The sequence below is a fragment of the Mesorhizobium sp. W067 genome (assembly GCF_054719525.1).
Map to the genome: position 1 here is coordinate 4,514,270 of NZ_JBTTII010000001.1, position 25,505 is coordinate 4,539,774.

A 25,505-nucleotide genomic window follows, 5' to 3' on the forward strand; every position below is an offset into this window, starting at 1 on the left:
GTTACTGACCGGTACGTTGCAGGGTGAGGACATGTATACGTACCGATCGGTAACACGTCAATCGAGTCATACCATGCCAACGGACAAAAATATTGAACTGACCATCAAAGACGGTCATGCAGCCGCACCGCCCAAGGCTGCCAAGAAAATCCTCGACGTGGCGTACGACCTGTTCTACCGCCGCGGCATCCGGGCGATCGGCGTCGACGAGATCGTCAAGCGCGCCGGCGTCACCAAGCCCAGCCTCTACCGCAGCTTTCCCTCCAAGGACGAGCTTGCCGCTTCCTATCTCAGGCAATATGACCGTGAGTACTGGGAGCGTTTCGACGAAGCCGTGGCTGCCCATCCCGGCGACCCGCGGGCACAGCTCAGGGCTTTCCTGACTCGCGTCGGCAAGCGCACGCAAAGGCCGGACTATCGCGGCTGCGGCATGACCAACGCGGCGGTGGAATATCCCGAACATGGCCATCCGGCGCGCGTCGTCAGCGAGGCCAACAAGCAGGAGTTGCGCCACCGCCTGCGCGCGATGGCCGCAGCGATGGGCGCTAAAGACCCTGACACGCTCGGCGACGGCCTGCTGCTGTTGATCGAAGGCGCCTATATCAGCGGCCAGCTCTTCGGCCTCGGCGGCCCGGCGCAATCGGTGGCCCACAACGCCGACCTGCTGATCGAAGCGAGCTTGAAGAAATAGCATTTTCTAACGTTGGCGCCGCCCCTCACCTGCCGGCATCCTTTCCCGGAAATGGGGCGAGGAACGCTCTCATCACGATTTCGCCAATTGCCAGCGTTGCAAGGTTGTCGCCAGCGGCGCAGCCGGCCACTTTCTCCCGTTCAGGGGGAGAATTGCCCGGCAGGGCGATGTGGGTGGCGCCAACGTTGAGATTGGCACGCTAGGCCGGCCGCAGATTTGGCGATAGGCTGGGGCGAACTTCACGGGAGACGTCCGCATGCGAACCCTGCTGCTTGTTCCATTCGCCCTCGCCGCCCTATCCCAAACCGCCCATGCCGACGGAATATCCAGCGTCTACACCGACCTCGACTCGCAAAAGGATTGCGTCACCTATGCGCAGGCCGAGGAAGGTGACGGCGACTGGGCCGAACTCGCCTGCTCCGGCTATCGCGGCTATCCCGTGCTGATCGCCTATGACGATGCGCGTGAATCGCTGTTCTACGGGTTTCCGCCCGGCGGCGAGATGACCTCGGTCTGGGAGAGCTTTTCCGGCTTCAACTCGTCCGGCGCCAGGGTCGAATGGCGCATCGAGACCAAGGGCGACGTTGCCGTTCCCTTTGCTGTCATCCACCGCCGCTCGATCAGCAATCCCGAGGACGAGAACAAGCCGACCGAAGTGCTGCTCGTCGCCAAGGTCGCCCAGATGGAAGCCCGCGACGGCTGCACCATCGGCCTCGTGCTGGCCACCGGCAACCCGCAGGCCAACGACCAGGCGCGCAAGCTGGCGGACGAGGCGAAGAGTTTCGCCTGTGGCAGGGACAAGCACGCCGTCATCGGCAACGTGCCGGCGTTTGGTCGGGTGGATAACTAGCCACGCGGGTGCAAGGCACCCCCCCTCTGCCCTGCCGGGCATCTCCCCCTCAAGGGGGGAGATTGGCAGCTTCGCTGGCGGTGCTTTTTCTTTCGGCGCTGAAAATTGACGAAAGCCGTTGCGACTCCCCCTTTGAGGGGGAGATGGCCGGCAGGCCAGAGGGGGTGCCTCGCGCTGGCGTTTGCCGCTTACTTGAACGAGACGCAGGCCTCTCTCGGCGCTACTTTGCCGCCTTCGCCCGTGCGATCGCGTCGACGATCATCTTCTTGGCGTATCTGGAATCGTGCCAGCCTTCGATCTTGACCCATTTGCCGGGCTCGAGATCCTTGTAGTGCTCGAAAAAGTGCTGGACCTGGTCGCGGGTGATCTCGGGCAGCTGCGTGTATTCGGTGACGTTTTCGTAGCGCAGCGTCAGCTTCGGCGACGGCACGGCAATGACCTTCTCGTCCTGGCCGGCATTGTCTTCCATCACCAGCACGCCGATCGGTCGCACATTGATGACGCAGCCCGGCACCAACGCGCGCGTGTTGCAGACCAGCACGTCGATCGGGTCGCCGTCGCCCGACAGCGTGTGCGGCACGAAACCGTAATTGCCGGGGTAGCGCATCGACGTATGCAGGAAACGGTCGACGAACAGCGTGCCGGCCTCCTTGTCCATCTCGTACTTGATCGGCTCGCCGCCGATCGGCACCTCGATGATGACGTTGATGTCCTCGGGCGGGTTCTTTCCGATGGCAATGGCTTCGATTCGCATGGCTTAAATCCCTCTCTCGATGTCCAAGATCGATAGCGGGCGGCGCGGCATGGTGCAATGCGGCGATTGGTGCGAAGCGCTAACGGAAGCGCACGGTTTATGATGATTTGTAACCGAGGCCGGTCATTCCCAGACGAAGGCGACCTTCTTGAGCGCCCTCTGCTCGAAAACCTCGACGCCTTCGGCGACGTCACGGCCACCCGCGCCGGCATAGAAGGAAAGTGCGTTCTGGTTGTCTTCCAGCGCCCACACCACCATTCCCTTCAGCCCGTGGTCGGCAAGCCGCGCCCGCGCCGCCTTGAACAGCCGGCTGCCGAGCCCGATGCCTTGATATTCCGGACGCAGGTAAAGTTCGTAGATTTCGCCCTGTTGCTTCAGCTCGCGGGCGCGGTTCTTGCCGATCGTGGCATAGCCGGCGATGGTGCCGCCGATCTCGACCACCAGAACGGTGGCGGCGCGGCGGATGGCGTTGGCCCACCAGTCGGCGCCGCGGCGGTTGATCATCGAGGTCAGCGAGCGATGCGGGATGATGCCGGAATAGGCGCCCTCCCAGGCCAGCTGGTGCACGTCGGCAATGGCGCCGGCGTCGCGCGGTTCGGCTTTCCTGATGTCGATGCTCAGCGTATTCATGATTTGTTAACCATAAACCCGCATCGGCCATTTGCAAGAGTCGAGGTCAGCCCGCCGACCGCTTTCTCACAGCCGATGGCGACACTGCTGACAATGGGCAAAGCCTGCCTGGAAAACGCGCCCAGCCGGCGCGGTCAGGCGTCCGTCCGGGTAGCGCGTGCAGGCTCTTCAGATCTCGACGAGATGATCGTCCAGCTCATTGGCGTCGCCCGACGTCACCGGGAAATGCTCGGCCAGCACCGCGCCGACCTGCCCGATCGCCTTGACGAAGCCGTCGGCGAGCCGGTCGTCACCGGCATGCTGCAGGAGATCGCGCACCACGCCGTCCCAGACATGCTGGCCGACCTTGCTGTCGATGCCCGAATCGGCGACCACTTCGGCATAACGCTCGGCGATCGACACGAAGACCAACACGCCGGTGCGCGCCGTGGTGCGGTGGACGTTGCGGGCGAGGAACTGCCTGAGCGCATTGTCATGTGCCGCCTGGTAACGCTGCCGGCGCGGCACCAGATGGATGCGCAAGCCGGGCAGCGCCCACAAAAGCACCAACACCGAGGCCAGTGCCAGCAGTTGGACAATGACGAAATGCGGCAGCCGGATCGACAGCCACCAGGCTTCCAGCCCATAGGCGGCGGCGAGGCTGGCAATCAGCATGCCTGATGTCGCCATGAAGGCGGCGGGAAAGAAATAGCCGTCGCTGGCATGCGCAACGACGCAGTAGATCTCGCCGTCGGTTTTGGCCTCGGCCGCGCGGATCGCGGTGGCGATGCGCTCATGGTCCTGTGGGCTGATCGGTCGTGTTGCCATCTTCTCTCACCAGCTCCCTGAAGACCCGCCACCGCCGGACGAACCGCCGCCGCCAGAAAACCCGCCGCCGCTGCTTGAGCCCGAAGACCAGCTGCTGCCCGAACTTCCCGATGACCATCCGCTGCCCGACGACGAACTTGTTGTCCAACTGCTGGAGCCCGAGGACGATCCGCTCGGCCCCTGGCCGTAGCGAAAGGTCATGCCCAGCCATTTATACACGCCCGGCGACAGCTTGGTGCCGAAGATCGGCGGCAGGAAGGCCATCGCCAGGCCGCCGAAGAACATCGCCGCCCACAGGATCAAGAAGACCGCGACTATAGGATCGACGGGCGTGCTGTGGTCGGCCGGGTTGCGCTTGCCGCGCGCCTCCAGCTCTTCCGGATTGCCTTCCAGCACCATGACCATGTCGTCAACGGCCGTGGAAATGCCGCCGGAGAAATCACCGGCGCGGAACGCCGGCACCATGTCGTTTTCGATGATCAGCTTGGTGTGCAGATCGGTCAGCGTGCCTTCCAGCCCGTAGCCGACCTCGATGCGCATCTTGTGGTCGTTCTTGGCCACCAGCAGAAGCACGCCGTTGTTTTCGCCGGCCTGGCCGAGTTTCCAAAAGCGGAACAGCCGGTTGGCGTAGGGTTCGATCTCCTCGCCGTCCAGGCTGGGGATGGTGGCGACGACGATCTGGTCGGAGCCTTTGGTCTCAAAATCCGCGAGCTTCTGCGTCAGTGCCGCCTTGGTCGCGGCGTCGATAATACCGGCATTGTCGACCACCCGCCCGGTGAGTGCCGGCAGGTCTGCCGCCAAGGCTACAAACAGCATGGTGAGCATCGTCAACAGGGCGATGCCGATCGTCGCGGCTGCGCGGCCAGGTCTTGGCGGATTGAAGACGCGTACTGTCATGCCGTCACCAGCTCCCCTCAACCACCATGACTGTCCTCAATCACCATGATCATGTCGTCGACCGCTTTGGAAATACCGCCGGAGAAATCCCCGGCGCGGAAGGCCGGCACCATGCCTTCAATGATCCGTGTGGCGTGCTGGTTGGTGAGCGTGGCTTCCAGCCCGTAGCCGACCTCGATGCGCATCTTGCGGTCGTTCACGGCCACCAGCAGAAGCACGCCATTGTTCTTGGCCTTCTGGCCGAGCTTCCAAGCGTTGAACAGCCGGGTGGCGTAAGGCTCGATCTCCTCGCCGTCGAGGCTGGGAACCGTCGCGACGACGATCTGGTCGGAGCCTTTGGTCTCGAAATCGGCCAGTCTTTGGGTGAGCGCCGCCTCGGTCGCGGCATCGATGATGTCGGCATTGTCTACCACGCGTCCCGCGAGGGCGGGCAGCTCCGCCGCCAGCGCCGCGACGCTGACGAGCAAGACCAGCAAGGCAGCGCCGGTCATCGTGGCGAAGCGGCCATGCCAGGGATTGGCGATGCGTGTGGTCATCTCTTCACCAGCTTCCCGAGGAGCCGCCGCCGCCGGACGAACCGCCGCCGCCGGAAAAGCCGCCACCACCGCTTGAACCCGACGACCAGCCGCCCCCGCCCGAAGACCAGCCGCCGCTGGATGACCGCTTGTGCGGCTCGAATGTCATGCCGAGCCAGCGATAGCGGCCGGGACCGAGTTTTTGGCCGAAGATCGGCGGCAGGATGGAGGCGGCCATGCTGCCGAAGAACATGATTGCCCAGATGCTGATGAAGACGCCGAAGAACAGATTGTCGGTATTGATGGGCGGCTTCTGGTTGCGCTCGCCGCGCGCCTCCAATTCCTCCGGATTGCCTTCCAGCACCATCACCATGTCGTCGACGGCCTTGGAAATGCCCCCGGAGAAATCGCCGGCGCGGAACGCCGGCACCATGTCGTTTTCGATGATCAGCTTGGTGTGCAAATCGGTCAGCGTGCCTTCCAGCCCATAGCCGACCTCGATGCGCATCTTGAGGTCGTTCGGCGCCACCAGCAGCAGCACGCCGTTGTTTTCCTTGGCCTGGCCGAGCTTCCAGAAGCGGAACAGCCGGTTGGCGTAAGGCTCAATCTCCTCGCCGTCGAGGCTGGGGATGGTTGCGACGACGATCTGGTCGGAGCCTCTGGTCTCGAAGTCGGCGAGTTTCTGGGTGAGCGCGGCTTTGGTGCCTGCATCGATGATCCCGGCATTGTCGACGACGCGGCCGGTCAGCGCGGGGAGGTCGGCGGCGAAGGCGGTGAGGGGCAGGAAGACGGCCAGAAAGGCGAGAAGAACACCAAGGTTGGCGTTCCTTCGCGTCCCCCTCTGTCCTGCCGGACATCTCCCCCTCGAGGGGGGAGATTGGCAATCTCGCTGCCGACGCTCAGCCGGCAACGCTGATAATTGGCGCAAGGACAGAAGACAGCTGATCTCCCCCCTTGAGGGCGAGATGTCCGGCAGGACAGAGGGGGGTGTGAAGGAACGCAAGGCTGGCAAAGGCCAAGCTCACCCAGACGTCATCACCCGCCCTGCTTCGTGCCGAAATCGACCTTCGGCGGCTGCATCTTGTCCTCTTCGACGGTGAAGTTGGCGAAGGGCTCGTTGCTGCGGAACCAGAAGGTTGCCCATAGCACCGACGGAAAGGTCCTCAGCGTCAGATTGTAATCCTTGACCGCCAGGATGTAGTCGCGCCGCGCCACCGCAATGCGGTTCTCGGTGCCTTCGAGTTGCGCCTGCAGCGCCAGGAAATTCTGGTTGGCCTTGAGGTCGGGATAGGCCTCCGACACCGCGATCAGCCGCGACAGCGCGCTGGTCAGCCCTGATTGCGCATCCTGGAACTTCTTGAGCGCTTCGGGGTCCTTCAGCGTTTCCGGCGTCACCGTGATCTGCGTTGCCTTGGCGCGCGCCTCGACCACCGCATCGAGCGTGTCCTTTTCATGCGAAGCATAGCCCTTCACCGTCTCGACCAAATTGGGAATCAGGTCGGACCGACGCTGATACTGGTTCAGCACCTCGCTCCATGCCGCCTTGGCGTTCTCCTCCGCCGTCGGGATGGTATTGAAGCCGCAGCCGGCGAGCAGAGGCAGCACGACGGCCATCATCAGCACGGCCGGCAGACTGCGGAAAGGGAAGGCAAGGCGCTGGGCAAACATGGTGAGGTCCCTCGACAGAAGTTGCATGCGAAGCATTAGCACAATCCGCGCTCAAGAAAATGTCTGCCGCTGGCGCGCATTCCTGGCGCGCATTCATGCGCCGGCGAGGCCCTGTGATTGATCGCGCGAACACGATATGGTTGCCGGCAAACAGGACAGGATCATGGCGGAACGCCGCGACGATGACAGCGAATCGCGCCGCATTATTGAGCGCGTGGCGAACGAGGGCGGCCTTGGCGGCGCATCGCTGGTGTCACGGGCAGCGAAAGGCGCCCGCGATCATGTTACCGCAGCCGAGGCCGACCGATCCGATCCGATCGAGGTCTGGGGCACCCGCATCGGCCGCACACTTGGGCTCATCGTCGCCCTCGGCCTTTTGATCTGGCTCGTGTACTACGTCTCCCGGGGCAGCTAGAGCATGATCCTGAAAAGTGGGATCTAGGAATTTCCATGAACAGCGAAAAAGCCGACGCGCCACGCGCGGTCATCGTCATTTCCAGCCATGTCGCCCGCGGCTCGGTCGGCAACCGCGCCGCCGTGTTTGCACTGGAGACACTGGGCTTTCCAGTGTGGGCGGTGCCGACCGTCATCCTGCCCTGGCATCCGGGTCACGGCCGCGCCACGCGCATCGTGCCGCCGCTCGACCAGTTCAAGGCGCTGATGGCCGATCTCGAACGCGCGCCCTGGCTAAGCGAGGTGGGCGCCGTGCTGTCGGGCTATCTCGGCGAGGCGGCGCAGGCCGAGGCCGTCGCCTCGCTGGTGTCAGCGGTCAAGGCGAAGACGCCGGACGCGATCTATATCTGCGACCCGGTGATGGGCGATTCCGGCGGGCTCTACGTGCCCGAGCCAACGGCCGCCGCCATGCGCGACCGGCTGATGCCGATCGCCGACATCGCCACCCCCAACCGCTATGAGCTGGAGTGGATGGCCGGCGCGCCCTTGCCCGATCTGAAATCGGTGATCTCCGCCGCCCTCCATGCCGGGCCGTCAACAATGCTGGTGACGTCGGCACAGTCGATGATGACCGGCGGCACCGGCAATCTGCTGCTTGATGGCACCCATGCGCTGCTGGCCGAACACCGCCTGATCGACAAGCCGCCGAATGGCCTCGGCGACCTGACCGCGGCCGTCTACCTCGCCCGCATCCTGTCGGGACAGCCGCCGATCAAGGCACTGCAGTCGACCACGGCGGCCGTCTACGAAATCCTGGCACGCACCGCCAAGCGCGGCGGCGACGAGTTGCAGCTGGAAACCGATGCCCAGAGCCTGTCGCATCCGATGGCGATGGTGCAGTTGCGCCACCTCACACATCCGGGGCGGGACCGCCGGGCGTGACATCCCGCAATGGTGTGTTTGTCGGCGTTGACGGCTGCAAGGCTGGCTGGATCGCAGTCTACCGCGCCCCCGGCGTTTCGCCGTCGGTCTCCGTCTTTGCGAGCTTTACAGCCCTTCTCGACGCGTTGCCCGCCGATGCGACGATCGCCGTCGACATGCCGATCGGCCTGCCGGATTTTTCGCAGAGAGGCGGCCGCGGGCCGGAAGCGCGGGTGCGGCCGCTACTCGGGGCACGACAATCCAGCGTCTTTGCTATTCCCTCGCGCGCCGCCCTTTATGCCGACACCAGCGACTTCACCACGATCGAGGCCTGGTATGACGCGCATCGCCGCGCCAGCGAAATGGCCAAGGCAACCTCCGACCCGCCGCGCGGCGTCTCGATCCAGGCCTTCGGCATCTTTGCCAAGATCCGCGAGATCGACGCGTTGCTGATCGCGCGTCCCGAACTGCGCCGCCGCGTCTTCGAATCGCACCCCGAAGTCGCCTTCTGCCGGCTGAACGGCGAAAAACCGATGACGCTGCCGAAGAAGATCAAGGGCGCCGTCAATCCGGCCGGGATGGAGGAACGTAAGGCACTGCTGTGCCGGCATGGCTATGTCAGGGACTTTCTCGACCAGCCGCTGCCCCGCGGCGCTGCCGCCGACGATTTCCTCGACGCCGCCGTGATGATGCTGATTGCCGGGCGCATCGCCGGCGGCGAAGCAAAGCCGTTTCCCGACCCGCCGCTTGCCGACCGTTTCGGCATTCCCGTCGCCATCGGGGCGTGAAGCATGCCTCGAGCCATGCATGCCGCATGGCGATTTGCGACGGAGCCATCCGCAATTCGGCATTGCCCGGGATGGCCTTTTGCCGTTAGAGCCTTCCTGACCTGAGAACGAGTTGCCGCCACCAACCCGGAAAGGCTTCATCCCTAGCCCATGCCCCATCTCCCCGAACATCTTTGGACCGGCTACCGCAACTTCATGAACGGCCGCTATCTCACCGAAAGCGGACGCTATCGTGAGCTCGCCCGCGAGGGGCAGGCGCCCGAGACCATGATCGTTGCCTGCTGCGATTCGCGCTCTGCCCCCGAAGCGATCTTCGACGCCGGCCCGGGCGAACTGTTCGTGCTGCGCAATGTCGGCAATCTGGTGCCGCCCTACGCGCCGGACGGCGAATTCCACTCGACCTCGGCCGCGCTTGAATTCGCCGTGCAGAGCCTGAAGGTGAAAAACATCGTTGTGATGGGCCATGGCCGCTGCGGCGGCATCCGCGCCGCCCTCGACACCAATTCGGCGCCGCTGTCGCCCGGCGACTTCATCGGCAAATGGATGAGCCTGATCGCGCCGGCGGCCGAAACCGTATCGTCCAGCACTTTCATGACGGCGACGGAACGGCAGACGGCGCTGGAGCGCATCTCCATCCGCTATTCGATCGCCAATCTCCGGACCTTCCCTTGCGTCTCGATCCTCGAAGGCAAGGGGCGGCTGTCGCTGCATGGCGTCTGGTTCGACATCTCGACCGGCGAGCTTTGGGTGATGAACAAGGACACCGGCGATTTCGAGCGGCCGGATTTGACGTAGGAGGGAGCAGTGCAAGATCGCCATTCGATTGTTTTCGCCGTGGCGGCGCTGCTCTTCTCGCTCACCCCTGCCCGCGCCGATGACGGCGCCATCATCGACCGCTGGTATTCGGCGCTGCTGGTCGCCGACCGCACCGAATTGTCGGACCTGCTGGCCGACGATGTCCGCATAAAGCTCGACGATCTCGGCATCGTGCAGTCGAAGCAGGAATTCATCGCGTCGATCGACGAGTGGGAGGGTGCTGTCGCAGGCGCCGCGATCCGCCATCGCATCGAAAAGAGCGAGGCCGGCGTCACCACCGTCATCGCCTGCTACGATTTCCCCAACAATGACATGCTGATCCAGGAGACCTTTGCCGTCGCCGGCAACCGCATCACCGCAAGTTCGCAAGCCGCGATCGCCGAAAATTGCGACGGCTTCTGACGCAGCGCCGGACTAGTACCAATGTCGGTGAACGACCAATGACAGCTATCTGGCTTCGATCGCTATTCAAGAATTACAAAGATCAGCTGCTGTGGGTTTGGGAGTCGCTTGTGCGCTGCTGAAGTCTTTATTAAAATGGTTCAAAAAAGTCTCAATTAAGTGGCCGTGATAATAGGCATAGGTTTCTAATTCAACATTAGCATTTTGGGGTTTTCTTATGTTAAACGTCAGGCGATCACTCGAAATCACAGGCTTAAACCATGCTTTCTTTGCCCATCCTTGCGATTTGTGAGTGTAAAACTTTCCATCGTCACTCTTTTCCCAAGTAGTTATCTTTCCTTTTTGCTCTTTTTGCGCGATTCTTGCGTCGAAATTATTGAGAAGCTTCTGAGCTTCGGTGGTTATAAAAAGCGCCGCCATAAATACCTCCTAAGAAATACACTTACAAATACATAAGGAGGGTAGGAACGAGATGCAAGCGAGTGGGATCTCCTCACCGCAAGCAAGGTTGCCTAGCCGGCTGCATCACCTTACATCCAAGAGTACCTATCGCTCAGTCCGACCATCGAAAGATCCTCCATGCCGTCCACGAAGACCGTCGATCTCGCCGCCCATCCGCTGACCAAATGGCAAGGGCCGTTTGGCCTGCCTGATTTCACCAACATCGGCGACGGCGATTTCTCCCCGGTGTTCGACGCGGCGCTGAAGGCGCACGAGGCGGAGATCGACGCCATCGCCGGCAACAAGGATGCGCCGACCATCGAGAACACGCTGGCCGCACTGGAGCTCGCCGGCGAGCCGCTCGACCATGTCTCGTCGATCTTCTGGTGCCGGGCCGGCGCCCACACCAATGATGCGATCCAGGCGCTGGAGCGCGAGATCTCGCCAAAGATGTCGAGGCATTTCTCAGCCATCTCGATGAACGAGAAACTGTTTGCCCGCATCGACGATCTCTACCAGCGCCGCGAGACGCTAAAGCTCGACGCCGAGACACTGCGGGTGTTGGAAAAGACCTGGAAAGGTTTCGTCCGCTCCGGCGCCAAGCTCGACGCCGACGGCAAGAAGCGGCTGGCCAACATCAGCGAGGAATTGTCCTCGCTCGGCACCAATTTCGGCCAGAACGTGCTTGCCGACGAGCGCGACTGGGCGCTGTTCCTCGACGAGGCTGACCTTGCCGGCCTCCCCGATTTCCTCAAAAGCGCCATGGCCGAGGCTGCCGAGATGCGCGGCCAGAAGGGCCGCTATGCCGTCACCTTGTCGCGCTCGATCTATGAACCGTTCACCACTTTCTCGGAACGCCGCGATCTGCGCGAGACCGCTTTCCGCGCCTTTACCATGCGCGGTCAGAACGGCGGCGCCAGCGACAACACGTCAGTGGTGCGCGACATGCTGAAATTGCGCGCCGAAAAAGCCAAGCTGCTCGGCTATGGCTCTTTCGCCGCGCTGAAACTCGACGACACCATGGCCAAGACGCCGAAGGCGGTGCACGATTTGCTCGACCCGGTTTGGGAAAAGGCGCTGGAGAAGGCCGCAGCCGACCAGAAGGAGCTGGAGCGGCTGGCAACCGCGGCCGGCAGCAATGAAAAATTCGCAGCCTGGGACTGGCGCTTCTACCAGGAGAAGTTGCGCACCGAAAAATTCGCTTTCGACGAGGCGGAGCTGAAACCCTATCTGCAGCTCGATCGCGTCATCGAAGCCTGCTTCGACGTTGCGACAAAACTGTTCGGCATCACCTTCGAGGAGAAGAAGGGCATCGCCGCCTGGCATCCCGACGCGCGCACCTTCGTGGTGAAGAACGCCGACGGCAGCGAGCGCGGCCTGTTCCTCGCCGATTATTTCGCCCGGTCTTCGAAGCGCTCCGGTGCCTGGATGAGCGCGCTGAAGTCCGGCTACAAGCTTGGCCATGGCTCGAAGCCGGCCATCTACAACATCATGAATTTCGCCAAGCCGCCGGCCGGCGAAGCAGCCCTTCTGTCGGTCGATGAGGCCAAAACCCTGTTCCACGAATTCGGCCACGCGCTGCACGGCATGCTGACCGATGTCACCTGGCCGTCGGTGGCGGGCACGTCTGTCAGCCGCGATTTCGTCGAACTGCCCTCGCAGCTCTACGAGCACTGGCTGACCGTGCCGGCGGTGCTGGAAAAGCATGCGCTGCATGTGAAGACCGGCAAGCCGATGCCCAAGGCGCTGCTTGACAAGATGCTGGCGGCCCGCACTTTTGGGGCCGGCTTCGCCACGGTCGAGTTCACCGCGTCGGCGCTCATCGACATGGCCTATCACGCAAGGCCGGATGCGCCGGCGGAACCGCTGCGTTTCGAAGCCGAAACGCTGGAAAAGCTTGATATGCCCGACACCATCGCCATGCGTCATCGCACCCCGCATTTCGGCCACGTCTTCTCCGGCGACGGTTATTCAGCCGGCTACTATTCCTACATGTGGTCGGAAGTGCTCGACGCCGACGCCTTCGCCGCATTCGAAGAGACCGGCGACCCCTTCAACCCGGCGCTTGCCGAACGGCTGCGCAAGAACATTTATGCCGCCGGTGGCTCGAAGGACCCGGAAGAGCTGTACACGGCGTTCCGCGGCAAGATGCCTTCGCCTGAAGCGATGATGGTGAAAAGAGGATTGGTGTAGCGCCAGCTTATCTTCCCCCTCGAGGGGAGATGGCCGCAAAGCGGCCAGAGGGGGTCGGTCCGACTTGGCTCGACCTCCTGCGGCGGCAGATGAAGGTCGGCGCTTCACGCGAGAGGACCCCCTCTGTCGCCTTCGGCGACATCTCCCCCTCAAGGGGGGAGATTACACCCAAGGATCCGCCACCCTCGGCCAAACCGGCCGCGTCAGCTTCCTGTAATCCGTCACCGCCGGATTGCTCGGATACGAACTCGGCGCCGAGACATAAATAATCTCCGCCGCGATCGGTTCAAAGCCGGCGTAGAAATGATTGGTCGACTTGATCAGCAATATGTCCTTGCGCATCGGATCGACGCCAATGTTGGAGAAAATATCCGGCTCGAAGGTCTGCGTGCGGTTGGTGTTGAGGATGATGTCGATTTCGGTGCCTTCGATGCGCACCAGCGCCGTTGGCCCGAGCGTCACCCGGCTCGGCCCGAAGCTTTGCCAGCCCTCGGCGACCGCCTTCAGCACCCGCACCTTCGCGTCGATCGGTTCGCCGGCCAGCGGACCCGCCTTGCCGCCGAAGCGCAGGTCGATGACGGCGCCTTCGCCTGCCGCCTGGCAGAAGGTGACGGCGATCGGGTCCCAGATTGTCGCCACGCCAATGTTGTGAACGCCGCGCTCCAGCAAGGCGCGCAGCACCATGGTGCCGTCGCCGGCGACGCCGCCGCCGGGATTGTCCCAAATGTCGGCGATGACCACCGGCTTATCAGGGTTTTCCTTGCGCACAGCCAGCGCCCGCGCGATGCCGTCCTCGATGTTCAGCATCGTCATCGCCGTCTTCTCGCGCATGGCATAGAGTTCGCGCCCCAGCCGCTCCGCCAGCGCATCGCCCTTGGCCTTGTCATTGTCGGTGACGACCAGGATGCGGGCGCCCATTTCCGGTACGTCGGCCGCCATAAAGCCATGGATGACCGAGACCGACAGCACACCGTCCTTGCCGTGCAGCGCCTTGATGCGGTCGACGAAGGAGCGCATCGGCTCGCGGCTGGTCGGCAGCACCTGGATCATGCGGCAGTCGAAGGTCGAAATCACCGGCTTGATCTCGCCGCGTGCCGCCGCCAGTCCAAGCTCGACGACATGCTCGCCGCGCTCATAAAAATCGGTGTGCGGGAATTCGAGGAAATAGGCCATGACATTGCATGCCGCGACGCGCTTCGGCGTCAGATGACTGTGCGGATCAAGCTCCACCGCGATCACCACATCCGGCCCGACGATGGCGCGAACCCGTTCGAGCAAATCGCCCTCGCAATCGTCATAGCCTTGCGCCACCATGGCGCCGTGCAGGCCGAGGATGACGGCGTCGACCGGCAAGGCTGCCTTCAACTGGCCGAGAATCTCGTCGCGCAACGCCTCATAGGTCTGCCGCTGCACCAGCCCGCCCGGCTCCGCCCAGGTGGCGGTGCCTTCGATGACGGTCAGCCCTTCGGCAGCCGCACGCCGGCGCAGCGCAACCATCGGCGACGAGCACAAGGTCGGCGTGTCCGGGTGTTTTCCGGGCCCAGCATAAAACGCCATCTCGAACGACGCCCGGTCAGTCGGCACCGGCGAGAAGGTGTTGGTTTCGGTCGCCAGCGAGGCGGTGAAGATGCGCATGAAAGCTCCGCGTAAATAACGGCTATTTGACCGCCCCGAGCGCCAGCCCGCGTACGAGATAGCGCTGCAGCCAGGTGAACAGGATCGCCACCGGCAGCGTCGCCAACAGCGTCGCCGCCATCACATGGTGCCATTCGATCGTGTAGCGGCCGGCGACCAGCGAGAACACCTGGATCGGCAGCGTGTAGCTTTCCTGGCTGCGCAGCATGGTGAGCGCGACGACGAACTCGTTCCAGGCGTTGATGAAGGTGAAGATGGCGGTGACAGCGATTGCCGGCAGGCAGAGCGGCAGAAATACTTTTCGCAGTGTCAGCCAGCGGCCGGCGCCTTCCATCCAGGCGGCTTCCTCGAGATCGCGCGGGATGGTGTCGAAATAGCTCTGCAGCATCCACACGGTGAAGGCGACATTGAAGGCCATGTAGATGACGCCGAGCGCGGTGGTCGATTCGATCAGGCCCCAGGCGGCCATCAGCCTGAACAGGCCGAGCACCAGCACGATCGGCGAGATCATCTGCGAGATCAGCAGGAACTGGCGGAAGGCGCCGTAGCCGGCGAAGCGAAACCGCGACATGGCGTAAGCTGCCGGCACCGAGATCAGGATGGCGCCGACCGTGGCGATGACCGAGACATAGAGCGAATTGGCCAGCGCCTGGCCGAATCCCGTCGCCACCCACATGTCGGCAAAATTAGACCAGTGGAACTCGCTCGGCCACCAGGTCGGCGACAGCACCTCCTGCCTAGGCTTGACCGCGGTCAGGAACATCACCGCGAAGGGAAAGATCGTCACCACGAGCAGCGGCGAAAGCAGCAGCCAGGCGATGATGGTGCGTTTCAGCTTGGGCGTCATGCGCGTTGCTCCCGCATGGCGAGGCGCACATAGATCATGGTGAAGATCAGCAATATGGCGAACATCAGCAGCGACACCGCCGAGGCCTCGCCCAGTTTGCCGATGCGGAAGGCCAGTTTGTAGAGGTGGGTGACCAGGATATCGGTCGAGTTGGCCGGCCCGCCCTGCGTCATCACCCAGATGATCGGGAAGGAATTGAAGACGTAGATGGTGTTGAGGACGATGGCGATGTTGATGAACGGCTTCAGCAGCGGAAAGGTGATCTCGCGGAACTGCTGCATCGGCGTCGCCCCTTCCAGGGCGGCCGCCTCGTATAGGTCGTCCGGGATTGATGACAGGCCGCCGAGGAAGATCGTGGTGGTGAACGGCACCGTCACCAATATGCCGATCAGCACCTGCATCGGAAAGGCGGTCTCGGCGCGCGCCAGCCACTGGATGTTCTCATGGATCAGACCAAGCCCCATCAGTGCCGAGTTCAGCATGCCGCTTTCGCCGTTGAGCGCCCAGCGCCAGACCACCGCCGTCATCGTCAGCGACACCGCCCAGGGCAGCATGATGATGACGCGGGCAATGCCGCGGCCGTAGAAATCGGTATTGAGGATCATCGCCACGGGGACGGACAACAGCAGCGCGCCGCCGACCACCAGCACGGTCCACAGGCCGGTGCGCCAGAGTGCCGCCAGGAAATCGGGATCGGCGAGGAAGGCGGAATAATTGGCGAAATCGTTGAAGTCCCGCAGCTGCCCAAAACGGCTGACATCATGCGTCGATATCTGGATCAGGTCCCAGACCGGCCAGAAGATGACGACTGCGGCTAGAAACAGGCTGGGCAAGGTCAATAAATAGGGCAGGTAACGATTTTGCATCGGCCGGATTCGTACCGTGTTGGACATAAGTGGCGCTGGCGCGCCAGCTCGGATCAATCTCGCATATCGGTCTAAGGCAGCGCTTCAGGGTTTGAATCTCCTGCGGACGTTTGCGCTGCCCCTCACCTGCCTGCCCATCCTCCGCAGCGGTTGCGGAAGGGAGCCCTTCCTCTCCCCCGTTGATCGGGGGAGAGGTGTCGAGCGAAGCTCGACGGAGTGGGGGTCGACGGAGTGGATGTCGACCCTTGGGGCGCAAGGCGAGGTGATGTTTGCCCCTATTGCCCTTCCTATGTCCGTTCGCGGCGGTTGCCAGGTGGTTCCCCCACTCGTCTCGGCTTCGCCGAGCCACCTCTCCCCCCTCCGGAGGGAGAGGAAAGTGTGGCGCGCCCCGATCTCAGGGGCGCGCCGGGCGCAGGGAGATACGCCCTATTTCTTGATCACGGCGTTGGCCTTGGCAGCCGCTTCCTTCAAGCCTGCCTCGGGGTCGCCGCCGAGATAGATCTTCTGCATGGCATCCGAGGTGATCTGGGCGACTTCTTCCCAGCCGGGGATGACCGGCGCAAAGCGGGCGTCGGGCAGCAGCGCGGTGAACGCTGCCAGATCGGCATTGTTGACGTAATAGTCCATCTTGGCCTCTTCCTTGTTCACCGGCAGGAAGCCTTCCCCTTGCGTGAACTTGGCGCGCTGTTCGGTGGTGAACAGGAAGTCGAGCAGCTTCCAGGCCTCATCCTTGTTCTTGGAATTCTTGAACATGATGATGGAATCGGTGACGCCGTACGTGCCGCGCGCGCCGGTCGGTCCGGCGGGGATAGCGGCCACGCCGTATTTCAGGTTCGGCGCCTCGTCCTTGATCTGGTTGGACAGGAAGGGCGCGGTGATCATCATGCCGACCTTGCCCTGCTTGAACAGGTTCTGGACGTCCTCGCGGTTGTTGGAGGTGACGCCGGGTTCCGTCAGGCCTTCGTCGATCATCGACTTGTAGAGCTTGGCGGCTTCGAGCGCGCCCGGCGTGCCGAGGCCCGACGTGCCATCCTTGTTGAGAATCTCGGTGCCTTGCGACCACATCGCATAGTAGTAATAGACGTCGGTCTCGATCTCCTTGCCCTGCAGGCCGAAGCCGAACGTGCCGGTGCCAAGCGCCTTGATCTTGCGCGCATCCTCCTGCAACTCGGTCCAGGTTGCCGGCGGGTTGGCGATTCCGGCCTTCTCGAACAATTCCTTGTTGTAGTACATGGCGCGCGCCGAAGCCGCGATCGGCAGGCCATAGGTCTTGCCCTCCATGATCGACGGCGACAGGAAGGTGTCGATGAAGCGGTCCTTGAAGTCTGGCTTGATGTAGGCGTCGAGCGGCTCGGCGACATCCTGCTGGACGAAATCGATCAGCCAGCGGGTGCCGATGATCGACAGGTCGGCATTGGTGCCGGCGGTGATGTCGGTGGTCAGCTTCTGTAGCAGCACGTCCCACGGCACAACTTCGAACTTGACGGTGATACCCGGGTTGGCTGCCTCGAATTCCTTTTTCACCGCTTCGAAATACGGGCCGGTCTTGGCGCTGTATTCGGCGACGGTTACGCGCACCTCGCCGGCATCTGCTTGGGATGCCAGGGCGAGCAGGCTCATTCCGGCCATCAGGCCGACAGTCCATTTTGCAAGCTTCATTCGATCTCTCCCATTTGATTGGCGCCTGCGCTCTTGCGGCTTTCAGGCGGCCAAGGCTTTATGTGACTTTCCTACATTATCCCTCATTTCACGCCGTGCAAGCGGATTTATCCTGTTGCTTAATTACATTTCCTAAAATAGCGTTTTCCGACTATCGTGGATCCCAGGGAGGCGCGCAGGGTGGTTTCAACGGCCGAATTCGCGGGCAAGACCGTGCTGGTGACCGGCGCCGGCGGCGGGCTCGGCTCGGCTATTGTGGCGCTGCTGGCCGAACGAGGCGCGCGGGTCGTCGGCTGCGACCAGTCGCAAGATGCGTTGCGCAGCCCACACCTGGCGTCGCGTCACGCCTTCGACCTCCTCGACCGGGCTTCCATCGAGGCGGCGATACCAGCGATCCTTGAGAAAGATGGCGTTCCCGACATGCTGATCAACAATGCCGGCTGGACGCGCGCAGAGACGCTTGCCGCATTGACACCCGATAAGATTGAGCACGAGCTCGACCTCAATCTGACCGGGGTGATGCTGTTCGCCGATCCACTGATCAAGGCGATGGCCGCGCGCGGTTCGGGCAGCGTCGTCTTCATCTCTTCCGTCAACGCCATCGCCCACTTCGGCAACCCGGCCTATGCCGCAGCCAAGGCCGGCATCAATGCCTATGCCAAAGCGATCGCTGTGGAACTCGGCCGCAACGGGCTGCGCGCCAATGTCGTCTGCCCCGGCTCGATCCGCACCGCCGCATGGGACCATCGGCTGGCCAAGAACCCGGATGTTCTCGGCAAGCTCAAGCGGCTCTATCCGCTCGGCCGCATCGTCGACGCCACGGAAGTGGCCGAAGCGGTGGCCTTCCTTGTTTCGGATCGCGCATCGGGGATAACCGGCGCGGTGGTGCCGGTCGACGCCGGACTGACCGCCGGCTTCCTGCCCTTCATCGACGACATATTGGGAGCCTGACCATGACCGATGTCGAGTTCCGCGACCTGTCGAAATCCTTCGGACGCCACAAGATCCTCGAAAACATCAGCCTCGACATCAAGAGCGGCGAGTTCGTCGTGCTGGTCGGCCCTTCCGGCTGCGGCAAGTCGACCTTGCTGCGCATGCTGGCCGGGCTGGAGCCGATCACCGCAGGCGACCTCTTGATCGGCGGCGTGCGCGCCAACGATTTGCCGCCACAGCAGCGTAACATCGCGATGGTCTTCCAGTCCTATGCGCTGTTTCCGCACCTGAAAGCGGCCGACAATATCGGCTTTGGCCCAAAGATCCGCGGCGAAAGCCGCACGGCAATCGACGCCAAGGTGAAAAAGGCCTCTGGCGTCCTCAACCTGTTCTCCTATCTCGACCGCTATCCCCGGGAACTGTCGGGCGGCCAGCGCCAGCGCGTCGCAATGGGCCGCGCCATCGTGCGCGAACCCTCGGTGTTCCTGTTCGACGAGCCGCTCAGCAATCTCGACGCGCAATTGCGCGTGCAGATGCGCACCGAGATCAAGGCGCTGCACCAGCGGCTGAAATCGACCATCGTCTATGTCACCCACGACCAGATCGAGGCCATGACCATGGCCGACCGCATCGTGGTGATGGACCGCGGCAAGATCCAGCAGGTCGGCGCACCGCTGGAGCTCTACGACCGTCCCGCCAACAAATTCGTCGCCTCCTTCATCGGCTCGCCGTCGATGAGTTTTGTCTCCGGCGCCCTGAAGACGACGCCCGATAAAAGCTGGTTCGAATCGGCCGGCGGAGGGCGACTGGCGCTCGGCAGCAAGACGGTGCCGGCTGGCAGCACGGTCGAGGCCGGCATACGGCCCGAACACTTCGTCATCGGCGAGGCTGTCGACGCGATGGCGATCAAGGTCGATGTCGTCGAGCCGACCGGCTCGGAAACCCATGTCTATGGCGCCATCGGCGCTGACACGGTGCGCGCCGTGTTCCGCGATCGGATACAGGTCAAGCCGGGTGAAATGCTGCCGGTCTCGGTCGCGCCTGCAAACATCCATCTGTTCGACACGGCGACAGGCCTGCCGCTATGAGAGCGCCGGCATGAAAACGAAAACACCACGATGAAGACGACAACCCAGAAATGAAAACGCCGGCCGACATCATCACGCGCCTGCAGCTGATGTCGCAGGACGGCACCAAATCGGACCGCCGCCTGGCCGGCCTCGTGCTGACCGATCTCGACTTCGCCTCCAAGGCGGCAATCTCGGAAATTGCCGCGCGCGTCGGCGTCAGCGAGCCGACGGTCACCCGTTTCTGCCGCAATCTCGGCTGCGAGGGTCTGCGCGATTTCAAATTCTACCTGGCGCAGGCGATCGCCATTGGCGGCCAGTATCTATCGCCCGAACCGCTGAACCGCGACGCGCGCGAGCAGCGCATTGCGTCGGCCATCACCGAAGCGGCAATCGCCGCAATCCAGCGCGCCAGCGAAAACCTCGACATGAAGACGCTGGTGGGCGTGGCCGCGCGCATCGTCAGTTCGGGCAATGTGCTGTGCATCGGCTCCGGCGGCATTTCCTCGATGATGGCGACCGAGATGCAGAACCGGCTGTTTCGGCTGGGCGTGCCGGTGCTGGCGCAGATCGACGGGCAATTGCAGCGCATGTATGCCGCGGTCGCTACGTCGGAGACGACGTTGATCGCGTTCTCGGTGTCCGGCTATGCGCGATCGGTCATCGACGCCGTGCAGGTGGCCCAGCAATATGGCGCCACCACCATCGCCGTAACCCCGCCGGAATCAGCGCTCGCCAAGGCCGCCGATACCGTCATCCAGTTCCAGTCGCTGGAGGACGGCAACATCTACAAGCCGACCTCGTCGCGCTATGCTCTGCTGTCGATCATCGACATGATCGTCACCTCCGTGGCCGAGACGCGCGGACCCAGGGTTCTCGAAAACCTGCGCCGCATCAAGCAGAGCGTGAACACGCTGAAGGTCGACGATCCAAAGTTGCCGCTGGGGGATTGAGGACTAACGGCCGAGCGCTTTGATGCTCGTCACCAGCGCCGCCGGATCGCCATTCACGCGTAGCGTCTTCAAGCGAGCGGTAGCGCCAGCAACGACCGACACCGCCGATGCGGGAACTCCCAGCGCCTTGGCGACAAGTCTTTGCAATGCTTGATTGGCGGCGCCATTCTCCGGCACGGCGCGCACGCGGGCTTTTAGGTGGCAGCGCCCGTCGGCCGCCGTCTCCGCGCCTTCGAGCCTGTCCACCGCTGCCTTGGGCGTCAGCCGCACGAACAGGTCGATGCCGTCCTCGCGCAGACGGTACGGCAAGCTGGTGGCAGAGGTCACATCGGCCCGATGCCGAACATCGGCTGAACGGTGTAGTTCAAGAACATGCTGATAAATGTCAGCGCCAAAAGCAGAATGATTGGTGAAATGTCTACACCGCCGAGGTCGGGCAGAAGGCGGCGAATCGGTCGCAAAGCCGGCTCGGTCAGTCGATAGAGCGTGGTACCGATGGAGTTGACGAGCTGATTGCGTGAATTGACGACGTTGAAGGCGTAAAGCCACGAGAAGATGGCCGCGCCGATTATGATCCACCAATAGATACTTAGTGCGGCATGCAGCGTGTAAAAGACGGCGACCATCAGTAGCTCCTTGCGAACGCACGACATGTAGCCACTGCATCCGGAACCGGCAAGACCCGCTTTCCCAAGTGCGCCATGCCGCTATCTTGGTGAGCCGTTTCGTCTTGACAGGAAACCGCAGCCTTCGATAAATGCGCCATCCGCTGGACGGGGCTGTAGCTCAGCTGGGAGAGCGCGTCGTTCGCAATGACGAGGTCAGGAGTTCGATCCTCCTCAGCTCCACCAGCGGATTTTTCCTGCCTGTCGACACATCTGACTTCCGAGACGTCTCGTCAAAGCCCCGTCTTCGCTGCGAGATAGGGCGCCAGGGCAAGCGAGTAGCTGGCGGTCAGATGATGACTGTCCCGCCAGACGATGATGTTGCCGACAACTGCCGGGCATAGTTGCGGCCCGCAAATCGCATCGACCATATCGATAGCGCGCACATTTTTCTGTCCCTCCGCGGCCAGCGCCAACACGTTGCTCCGCTCAATATCGCTCAGTTTGGTGACGCATTTCGTTGGCGTCGAACTCAGGCATTCGCCCGGGTCGAATTTCATATAGGGCGTGTTGCGGATGGCAACGATTTGCGAGCCGGCGTCCGTCAGCCCGCCCCAGAGACTTCGCAGCCCCTCGATCATCACGTCTTGCTGAACCGCTCCGTAATTGGACTGGCTGGTGAAGATCAGATCCGGTTTCAGCTTTAGGATCTCGGCCAGCACCTTTTCGTGCCACTGCGCGCATAAGACGTTGGGTTTGCCATCCGCCGTGATGGCCACGCGGGTGAATGGGCAGGCGGATTTTGTAAAGGTAACCAGTTTGAAGTTGCGGTCCTTTGAGATCTTGTCCAGTGCCGGCACCCACTGGGCTGCATGAGAATCTCCCACCAGAACCATTGTTTTCGCACCCGTGGGATCGCCTAGAGAGCATCGTTTGGGCTCCGAGCTTTCCTCCTGGTGGCACTTCCTTGCATACACGACCGGCACGTCCCGCCTCAGCCGGGCCAGCGGCGGCAGAAGGTTCACACCGTCCGGGACCACGGCGCCGGAGACGAGAGCGGCGGGCCCAGGGTAGGAAGGCGTGCCGATCAGCGCGGTGTCGATGCGTTCGGTCTTCAGAAAGAGCAGCAGGCTGCCGGATGCGGCCACGCATGTGAGAACCGCCGCGGTGCCGTATCCCAGCGGCTTCCACCAGGCGCCGCCCCGAGCTTGCCGGTAGCGCTGCTCAACATATCGATAGGACAGATCCGATAGAAGCAGGGTCGCCGCAATCAGGCCGAAACCGCCGGCAAGGGTCAGCGAATGACCCTGCGCCTGGAAGATGGTGATCAGCGGCCAATGCCATAGATAGACCGAGTAGGAGCGATCGCCGATGAAACGAAGTAGCAAGGAATCGAGCCCACGAAACCGGCCGACTTCAACCTCGCCAGCCAGGATGACAAGCACGGTGGCCAAGGTCGGCAACAACGCACTGACACCGGGAAATGGAGTTGCAGCGGAAAACAGCAAGGCGGACGAAACGATGCCCAGGATGCCGGCAATCGCCAGCCACTGTCTAGTGAGTGCCGCCAGTCGAAACCGGTGTTCGGTCAGCACCAGCAGACCACCCAACGCCAATTCCCACAGGCGGGTATGGCTGACGAAATAGGCCTGGGCCGGATCCGTTGCCGTCAAAACGACAGAGGCGACAAGCGATGCCGCGAAAATGAGCGACATCGCCCCGATCAGGCAGGCTCGCAGCGGAAGGTCACGGCGGCGCGCCAGCCAGATCACGCCGATCATGAGCACCGGCCAGACGATGTAGAACTGCTCTTCGATGGAAAGCGACCAGTAATGTTGCACCGGGCTCGGCAAGGTGTCGGCCTCGAGATAGCTGACCGCAATCGAGGCCAGCCGCCAGTTCTCGACATAAAGAGCGCTCGCCACGATCTGGTTGCCTATTTCCTCCCAGCGCGCCTTTGAGATGAAAAGCAGCGTGCCCAGCAATGCGACCAGCAGCACCAGGGTTGCTGCCGGCAACAACCGTCGCACCCGTCGCGAGTAGAATTCGATCAGTGAGACGCGACCGTCGCGCAGCGCCATCTGTGCCAGCAGGCCGGTGATCAGATAGCCAGAGATGACGAAAAAGACGTCGACGCCGACATATCCGCCAGGCAGCACAGCCGGCCATATGTGATAGACCACGACAAGAGCGACGGCCAGTCCGCGCAACCCCTGTATTTCGGGCCGAAACCGGCGGTCCTGATCGATTGTCACCGGGTATCCCCCAACAGTCTCAGCCGGCCTGGATCAACCGGCCAGTCCCCGCCACGATCTTCATAAGGGCAGAGTGCCGTGAGGCAAGAGCCGATCGCAGCAGTTCATTCCCTTTCCGTCTCCAGCCCGCTCACCAGCGTGTCGACGAAACCCAGCAGCTCACTTTCGAGGTCGGTGGACGCCAGGCCAATGAAACGGTCTTCGAGCGAGATGGCGACGATCCCATGCACGGCGGAGAACAGCGTGCGCGCGCGGGCCAAAAGCTCCGGCGTTGCCGCCGCCGGGAGCAGCGCCGCCAGCGGCTCGACCAGATGCTGGATCAGCACCGCATGTTCGGCCAGATGCCATTCGGGCACCGCCACGCCTGGCGCCATACGGTGCTCGAACAGCGCCTTCCACGCCATGCGATTGTCGCGGGCGAAGCCGAGATAGGCCTCGGCCAGCGCCTTCAGCCTTGCCCTAGGCTCGGCGACGCCGGTCGCCTCTTGCTGCAGGGCCGCCCCCAGCCTGGCCAGTGTGATCGAATTGACGTGCAGGATGAGCTCGTCGAGGTCTGCGAAGGCGGTGTAGAGCGCGCCCAGCGCGCAGCCGGCATCGGCCGTGATGTCGCGCGCACGCAGACCGGCGAGCCCCGAGGACTGGATGCGCGCTTGCGCGGCCTCGATCAGCCTGCCTTTGAGGTCCTCGCGTTTGGCGTCCCGTTTTACGGTCATTAACCTTCTCTTATGCGCAATTATGAACACCGTTCATTTTCTCCTTGAACGCCGTTCACAATGTGCTACTTTGCCTCATGAACAACGTTCATAGAGGAGAAACGGAAATGTTGAAACAGTTTTTTGCTCTCGTTCGCGGCCGAAGCTACGAAGCCGCCGAGGCGGTCGTCGACCGCAACGCGCTGATAATCCTGCGCCAGCAGATCCGCGATTGCGCCGACGCTATCGCGGCCGCCCGCCGGGCGGTTGCAATTGCCATCGCCCAGAACGAACAGGAAGTCGCGCAGTTCAAGAAGCTTGTCCTCCGCATCGACGATTTGGAGAAGCGCACGATCGCCGCGATCGAGCAGGGACAGAATGAACTGGCCCGCGAAGCCGCCGAAACCATCGCCATGCTGGAAGCCGAACGCGACGCCTCCGCCGAGGCGCAGAAAAGCTTCGGCACCGAGATCGAGCGTCTCAAGCGGATTATCCGCGTCTCCGAAATGCGCCTGCGCGAATTGCAGCGCGGCCAGCGCATCGTTGCCGCGGTCGACTCGACCCAGCGCCTGCGAGAAAGCGCGCCCGGCTCCAGCCTGTCGGCGCTCAGGGACGCCGAGGAGACGCTGCTGCGCCTGCGCACCAGGCAAAAGCAGATCGACGCCACCGCGGCCGCCATGGCCGAGATGGAACAGTCGGGCGATCCTGCCGCGGTCTCAGAGAAGCTTGCGGCCGCCGGCTGCGGCGCGCCGCTGAGAAGCAGCGCCGACGCCGTGCTCGAACGGCTCACGAAGACCATGACCAAGCCGGCCTGATTGTTATCCAGTCTGATTGTATCCGGCCTGATGGTATCCAGCCTGATTGTATCCAGCCTGAAACAGACCCACGCCCAACCAACCTAACCTTGAAACGAAAGGACCATATCGATGACCCCGAACACCTATTCCCCCAAGGACTCAAGCGCCTGGAAGACCTTCACCATGGCCAGTTTCGCCGTTGCCGCCACAATGATGGCCGGCGGCATCTACTTCATGGAGGCTAGCTTCGCCGCCAAGGGGTTTTATGCCATGGCCGCCATCATGCTCGTGCACACCTCGATCACCATCACCAAGACACTGCGCGACTCGGAAGAGGCAAGCCGCTTCATCAACCGGCTGGAAGACGCCAAGACCGAGAAGTTGCTGATGGAAGTCAGCCGCAGTAACGAAGTGTAACCGGGTTCCCGCT

General features: G+C 62.7%; 28 protein-coding genes, 1 tRNA gene and 1 pseudogene. 14 read left to right on the plus strand and 16 right to left on the minus strand.

Annotated elements, in window-relative coordinates:
• Positions 1-73: 73 nt before the first annotated feature.
• Both ACYG97_RS22000 and ACYG97_RS22005 read left to right on the plus strand, forming a co-directional pair.
• Positions 74-691: a TetR/AcrR family transcriptional regulator gene (locus ACYG97_RS22000; protein WP_023732948.1), complete on the plus strand. Its 618-nt coding sequence runs from the start codon at positions 74-76 to the stop codon at positions 689-691.
• 256 nt (positions 692-947) lie between these two features.
• Positions 948-1,541: a hypothetical protein gene (locus ACYG97_RS22005; RefSeq protein WP_023732947.1), complete on the plus strand. Its 594-nt coding sequence runs from the start codon at positions 948-950 to the stop codon at positions 1,539-1,541.
• Positions 1,542-1,761: 220 nt separating this feature from the next.
• Here the strand turns inward: ACYG97_RS22005 and ppa are convergent, their stop codons facing one another.
• The 7 genes and pseudogenes from ppa to ACYG97_RS22040 all read right to left on the minus strand — a co-directional run bounded on the left by ppa (position 1,762) and on the right by ACYG97_RS22040 (position 6,812).
• Positions 1,762-2,295: an inorganic diphosphatase gene (gene ppa / locus ACYG97_RS22010; RefSeq protein WP_023732946.1), complete on the minus strand. Its 534-nt coding sequence runs from the start codon at positions 2,293-2,295 to the stop codon at positions 1,762-1,764.
• 123 nt (positions 2,296-2,418) lie between these two features.
• Complete coding sequence (locus ACYG97_RS22015; RefSeq protein ID WP_023732945.1) at positions 2,419-2,925, minus strand: GNAT family N-acetyltransferase; 507 nt, start codon at positions 2,923-2,925, stop codon at positions 2,419-2,421.
• Positions 2,926-3,093: 168 nt separating this feature from the next.
• Positions 3,094-3,732, minus strand: coding sequence for a TPM domain-containing protein (locus ACYG97_RS22020; protein WP_023732944.1), 639 nt, complete (start codon positions 3,730-3,732; stop codon positions 3,094-3,096).
• A 6-nt stretch (positions 3,733-3,738) separates the two neighbouring features.
• A complete protein-coding gene (locus tag ACYG97_RS22025) occupies positions 3,739-4,629 on the minus strand; it encodes a TPM domain-containing protein (RefSeq protein WP_023732943.1) in 891 nt (296 codons plus the stop codon).
• A 35-nt stretch (positions 4,630-4,664) separates the two neighbouring features.
• Positions 4,665-5,120, minus strand: a pseudogene (locus ACYG97_RS22030) (TPM domain-containing protein); the annotation flags it as partial.
• Between the two features lie 49 nt (positions 5,121-5,169).
• Positions 5,170-5,940, minus strand: coding sequence for a TPM domain-containing protein (locus tag ACYG97_RS22035; protein ID WP_198029684.1), 771 nt, complete (start codon positions 5,938-5,940; stop codon positions 5,170-5,172).
• A 239-nt stretch (positions 5,941-6,179) separates the two neighbouring features.
• A complete protein-coding gene (locus ACYG97_RS22040) occupies positions 6,180-6,812 on the minus strand; it encodes a LemA family protein (protein WP_023681434.1) in 633 nt (210 codons plus the stop codon).
• Between the two features lie 163 nt (positions 6,813-6,975).
• Between ACYG97_RS22040 and ACYG97_RS22045 the strand changes: the two genes are divergently transcribed.
• The 5 genes from ACYG97_RS22045 to ACYG97_RS22065 all read left to right on the plus strand — a co-directional run bounded on the left by ACYG97_RS22045 (position 6,976) and on the right by ACYG97_RS22065 (position 10,132).
• Positions 6,976-7,227, plus strand: coding sequence for a hypothetical protein (locus ACYG97_RS22045; protein WP_023732941.1), 252 nt, complete (start codon positions 6,976-6,978; stop codon positions 7,225-7,227).
• Between the two features lie 35 nt (positions 7,228-7,262).
• Complete coding sequence (gene pdxY / locus ACYG97_RS22050) at positions 7,263-8,147, plus strand: pyridoxal kinase PdxY (RefSeq protein ID WP_023732940.1); 885 nt, start codon at positions 7,263-7,265, stop codon at positions 8,145-8,147.
• A complete protein-coding gene (locus ACYG97_RS22055) occupies positions 8,144-8,914 on the plus strand; it encodes a DUF429 domain-containing protein (protein WP_023732939.1) in 771 nt (256 codons plus the stop codon). The genes pdxY and ACYG97_RS22055 overlap by 4 nt, the downstream gene beginning before the upstream one ends.
• 150 nt (positions 8,915-9,064) lie before the next feature.
• On the plus strand, positions 9,065-9,709 hold the full coding sequence (locus tag ACYG97_RS22060; protein ID WP_023732938.1) for a carbonic anhydrase: 645 nt from the start codon (positions 9,065-9,067) through the stop codon (positions 9,707-9,709).
• Between the two features lie 9 nt (positions 9,710-9,718).
• Positions 9,719-10,132, plus strand: coding sequence for a hypothetical protein (locus tag ACYG97_RS22065; protein WP_023732937.1), 414 nt, complete (start codon positions 9,719-9,721; stop codon positions 10,130-10,132).
• Positions 10,133-10,198: 66 nt separating this feature from the next.
• Here the strand turns inward: ACYG97_RS22065 and ACYG97_RS22070 are convergent, their stop codons facing one another.
• A complete protein-coding gene (locus tag ACYG97_RS22070) occupies positions 10,199-10,552 on the minus strand; it encodes a hypothetical protein (RefSeq protein WP_084023697.1) in 354 nt (117 codons plus the stop codon).
• A 159-nt stretch (positions 10,553-10,711) separates the two neighbouring features.
• Between ACYG97_RS22070 and ACYG97_RS22075 the strand changes: the two genes are divergently transcribed.
• Positions 10,712-12,766, plus strand: a complete 2,055-nt coding sequence (locus tag ACYG97_RS22075; RefSeq protein WP_023732936.1) for a M3 family metallopeptidase — start codon at positions 10,712-10,714, stop codon at positions 12,764-12,766.
• A 162-nt stretch (positions 12,767-12,928) separates the two neighbouring features.
• Here the strand turns inward: ACYG97_RS22075 and ACYG97_RS22080 are convergent, their stop codons facing one another.
• From ACYG97_RS22080 to ACYG97_RS22095, 4 genes are all read right to left on the minus strand, one after another.
• Positions 12,929-14,401: a M81 family metallopeptidase gene (locus ACYG97_RS22080; RefSeq protein ID WP_023732935.1), complete on the minus strand. Its 1,473-nt coding sequence runs from the start codon at positions 14,399-14,401 to the stop codon at positions 12,929-12,931.
• A 22-nt stretch (positions 14,402-14,423) separates the two neighbouring features.
• Positions 14,424-15,248, minus strand: coding sequence for a carbohydrate ABC transporter permease (locus ACYG97_RS22085; RefSeq protein ID WP_023732934.1), 825 nt, complete (start codon positions 15,246-15,248; stop codon positions 14,424-14,426).
• Positions 15,245-16,114: a carbohydrate ABC transporter permease gene (locus ACYG97_RS22090; RefSeq protein WP_023732933.1), complete on the minus strand. Its 870-nt coding sequence runs from the start codon at positions 16,112-16,114 to the stop codon at positions 15,245-15,247. The genes ACYG97_RS22085 and ACYG97_RS22090 overlap by 4 nt, the downstream gene beginning before the upstream one ends.
• A gap of 426 nt (positions 16,115-16,540) precedes the next feature.
• On the minus strand, positions 16,541-17,773 hold the full coding sequence (locus ACYG97_RS22095; RefSeq protein ID WP_023732932.1) for an ABC transporter substrate-binding protein: 1,233 nt from the start codon (positions 17,771-17,773) through the stop codon (positions 16,541-16,543).
• A 180-nt stretch (positions 17,774-17,953) separates the two neighbouring features.
• Here ACYG97_RS22095 and ACYG97_RS22100 point away from each other — a divergent pair, with 180 nt between their 5' ends.
• The 3 genes from ACYG97_RS22100 to ACYG97_RS22110 are packed head-to-tail and all read left to right on the plus strand — an operon-like array spanning position 17,954 to position 20,726.
• Positions 17,954-18,724, plus strand: coding sequence for an SDR family NAD(P)-dependent oxidoreductase (locus ACYG97_RS22100; RefSeq protein ID WP_023704977.1), 771 nt, complete (start codon positions 17,954-17,956; stop codon positions 18,722-18,724).
• Positions 18,725-18,726: 2 nt separating this feature from the next.
• Entirely contained in the window at positions 18,727-19,794 is a 1,068-nt protein-coding gene (locus ACYG97_RS22105) for an ABC transporter ATP-binding protein (protein WP_023732931.1), read from the plus strand.
• Between the two features lie 50 nt (positions 19,795-19,844).
• Positions 19,845-20,726: a MurR/RpiR family transcriptional regulator gene (locus tag ACYG97_RS22110; RefSeq protein WP_023704979.1), complete on the plus strand. Its 882-nt coding sequence runs from the start codon at positions 19,845-19,847 to the stop codon at positions 20,724-20,726.
• A gap of 3 nt (positions 20,727-20,729) precedes the next feature.
• Here the strand turns inward: ACYG97_RS22110 and ACYG97_RS22115 are convergent, their stop codons facing one another.
• Together ACYG97_RS22115 and ACYG97_RS22120 are read right to left on the minus strand one after the other, a co-directional pair.
• Positions 20,730-21,053: a DUF167 family protein gene (locus ACYG97_RS22115; protein ID WP_023704980.1), complete on the minus strand. Its 324-nt coding sequence runs from the start codon at positions 21,051-21,053 to the stop codon at positions 20,730-20,732.
• Complete coding sequence (locus ACYG97_RS22120; RefSeq protein ID WP_023704981.1) at positions 21,050-21,352, minus strand: YggT family protein; 303 nt, start codon at positions 21,350-21,352, stop codon at positions 21,050-21,052. The genes ACYG97_RS22115 and ACYG97_RS22120 overlap by 4 nt, the downstream gene beginning before the upstream one ends.
• Positions 21,353-21,501: 149 nt before the next feature.
• Between ACYG97_RS22120 and ACYG97_RS22125 the strand changes: the two genes are divergently transcribed.
• Positions 21,502-21,577, plus strand: a tRNA-Ala gene (locus ACYG97_RS22125).
• Between the two features lie 47 nt (positions 21,578-21,624).
• On the opposite strand, the gene ACYG97_RS22130 is transcribed toward ACYG97_RS22125, so the two are convergent.
• Together ACYG97_RS22130 and ACYG97_RS22135 are read right to left on the minus strand one after the other, a co-directional pair.
• Positions 21,625-23,586, minus strand: coding sequence for an acyltransferase family protein (locus ACYG97_RS22130; protein WP_084013599.1), 1,962 nt, complete (start codon positions 23,584-23,586; stop codon positions 21,625-21,627).
• A gap of 104 nt (positions 23,587-23,690) precedes the next feature.
• Complete coding sequence (locus tag ACYG97_RS22135) at positions 23,691-24,299, minus strand: TetR/AcrR family transcriptional regulator (protein ID WP_023732930.1); 609 nt, start codon at positions 24,297-24,299, stop codon at positions 23,691-23,693.
• A 107-nt stretch (positions 24,300-24,406) separates the two neighbouring features.
• Here ACYG97_RS22135 and ACYG97_RS22140 point away from each other — a divergent pair, with 107 nt between their 5' ends.
• Entirely contained in the window at positions 24,407-25,093 is a 687-nt protein-coding gene (locus ACYG97_RS22140) for a PspA/IM30 family protein (RefSeq protein WP_023681449.1), read from the plus strand.
• A 111-nt stretch (positions 25,094-25,204) separates the two neighbouring features.
• Positions 25,205-25,492 (plus strand): YiaA/YiaB family inner membrane protein, encoded by a 288-nt coding sequence (locus tag ACYG97_RS22145; RefSeq protein WP_023668598.1) that lies wholly within the window; start codon positions 25,205-25,207, stop codon positions 25,490-25,492.
• The last annotated feature ends 13 nt before the right edge of the window (positions 25,493-25,505 follow it).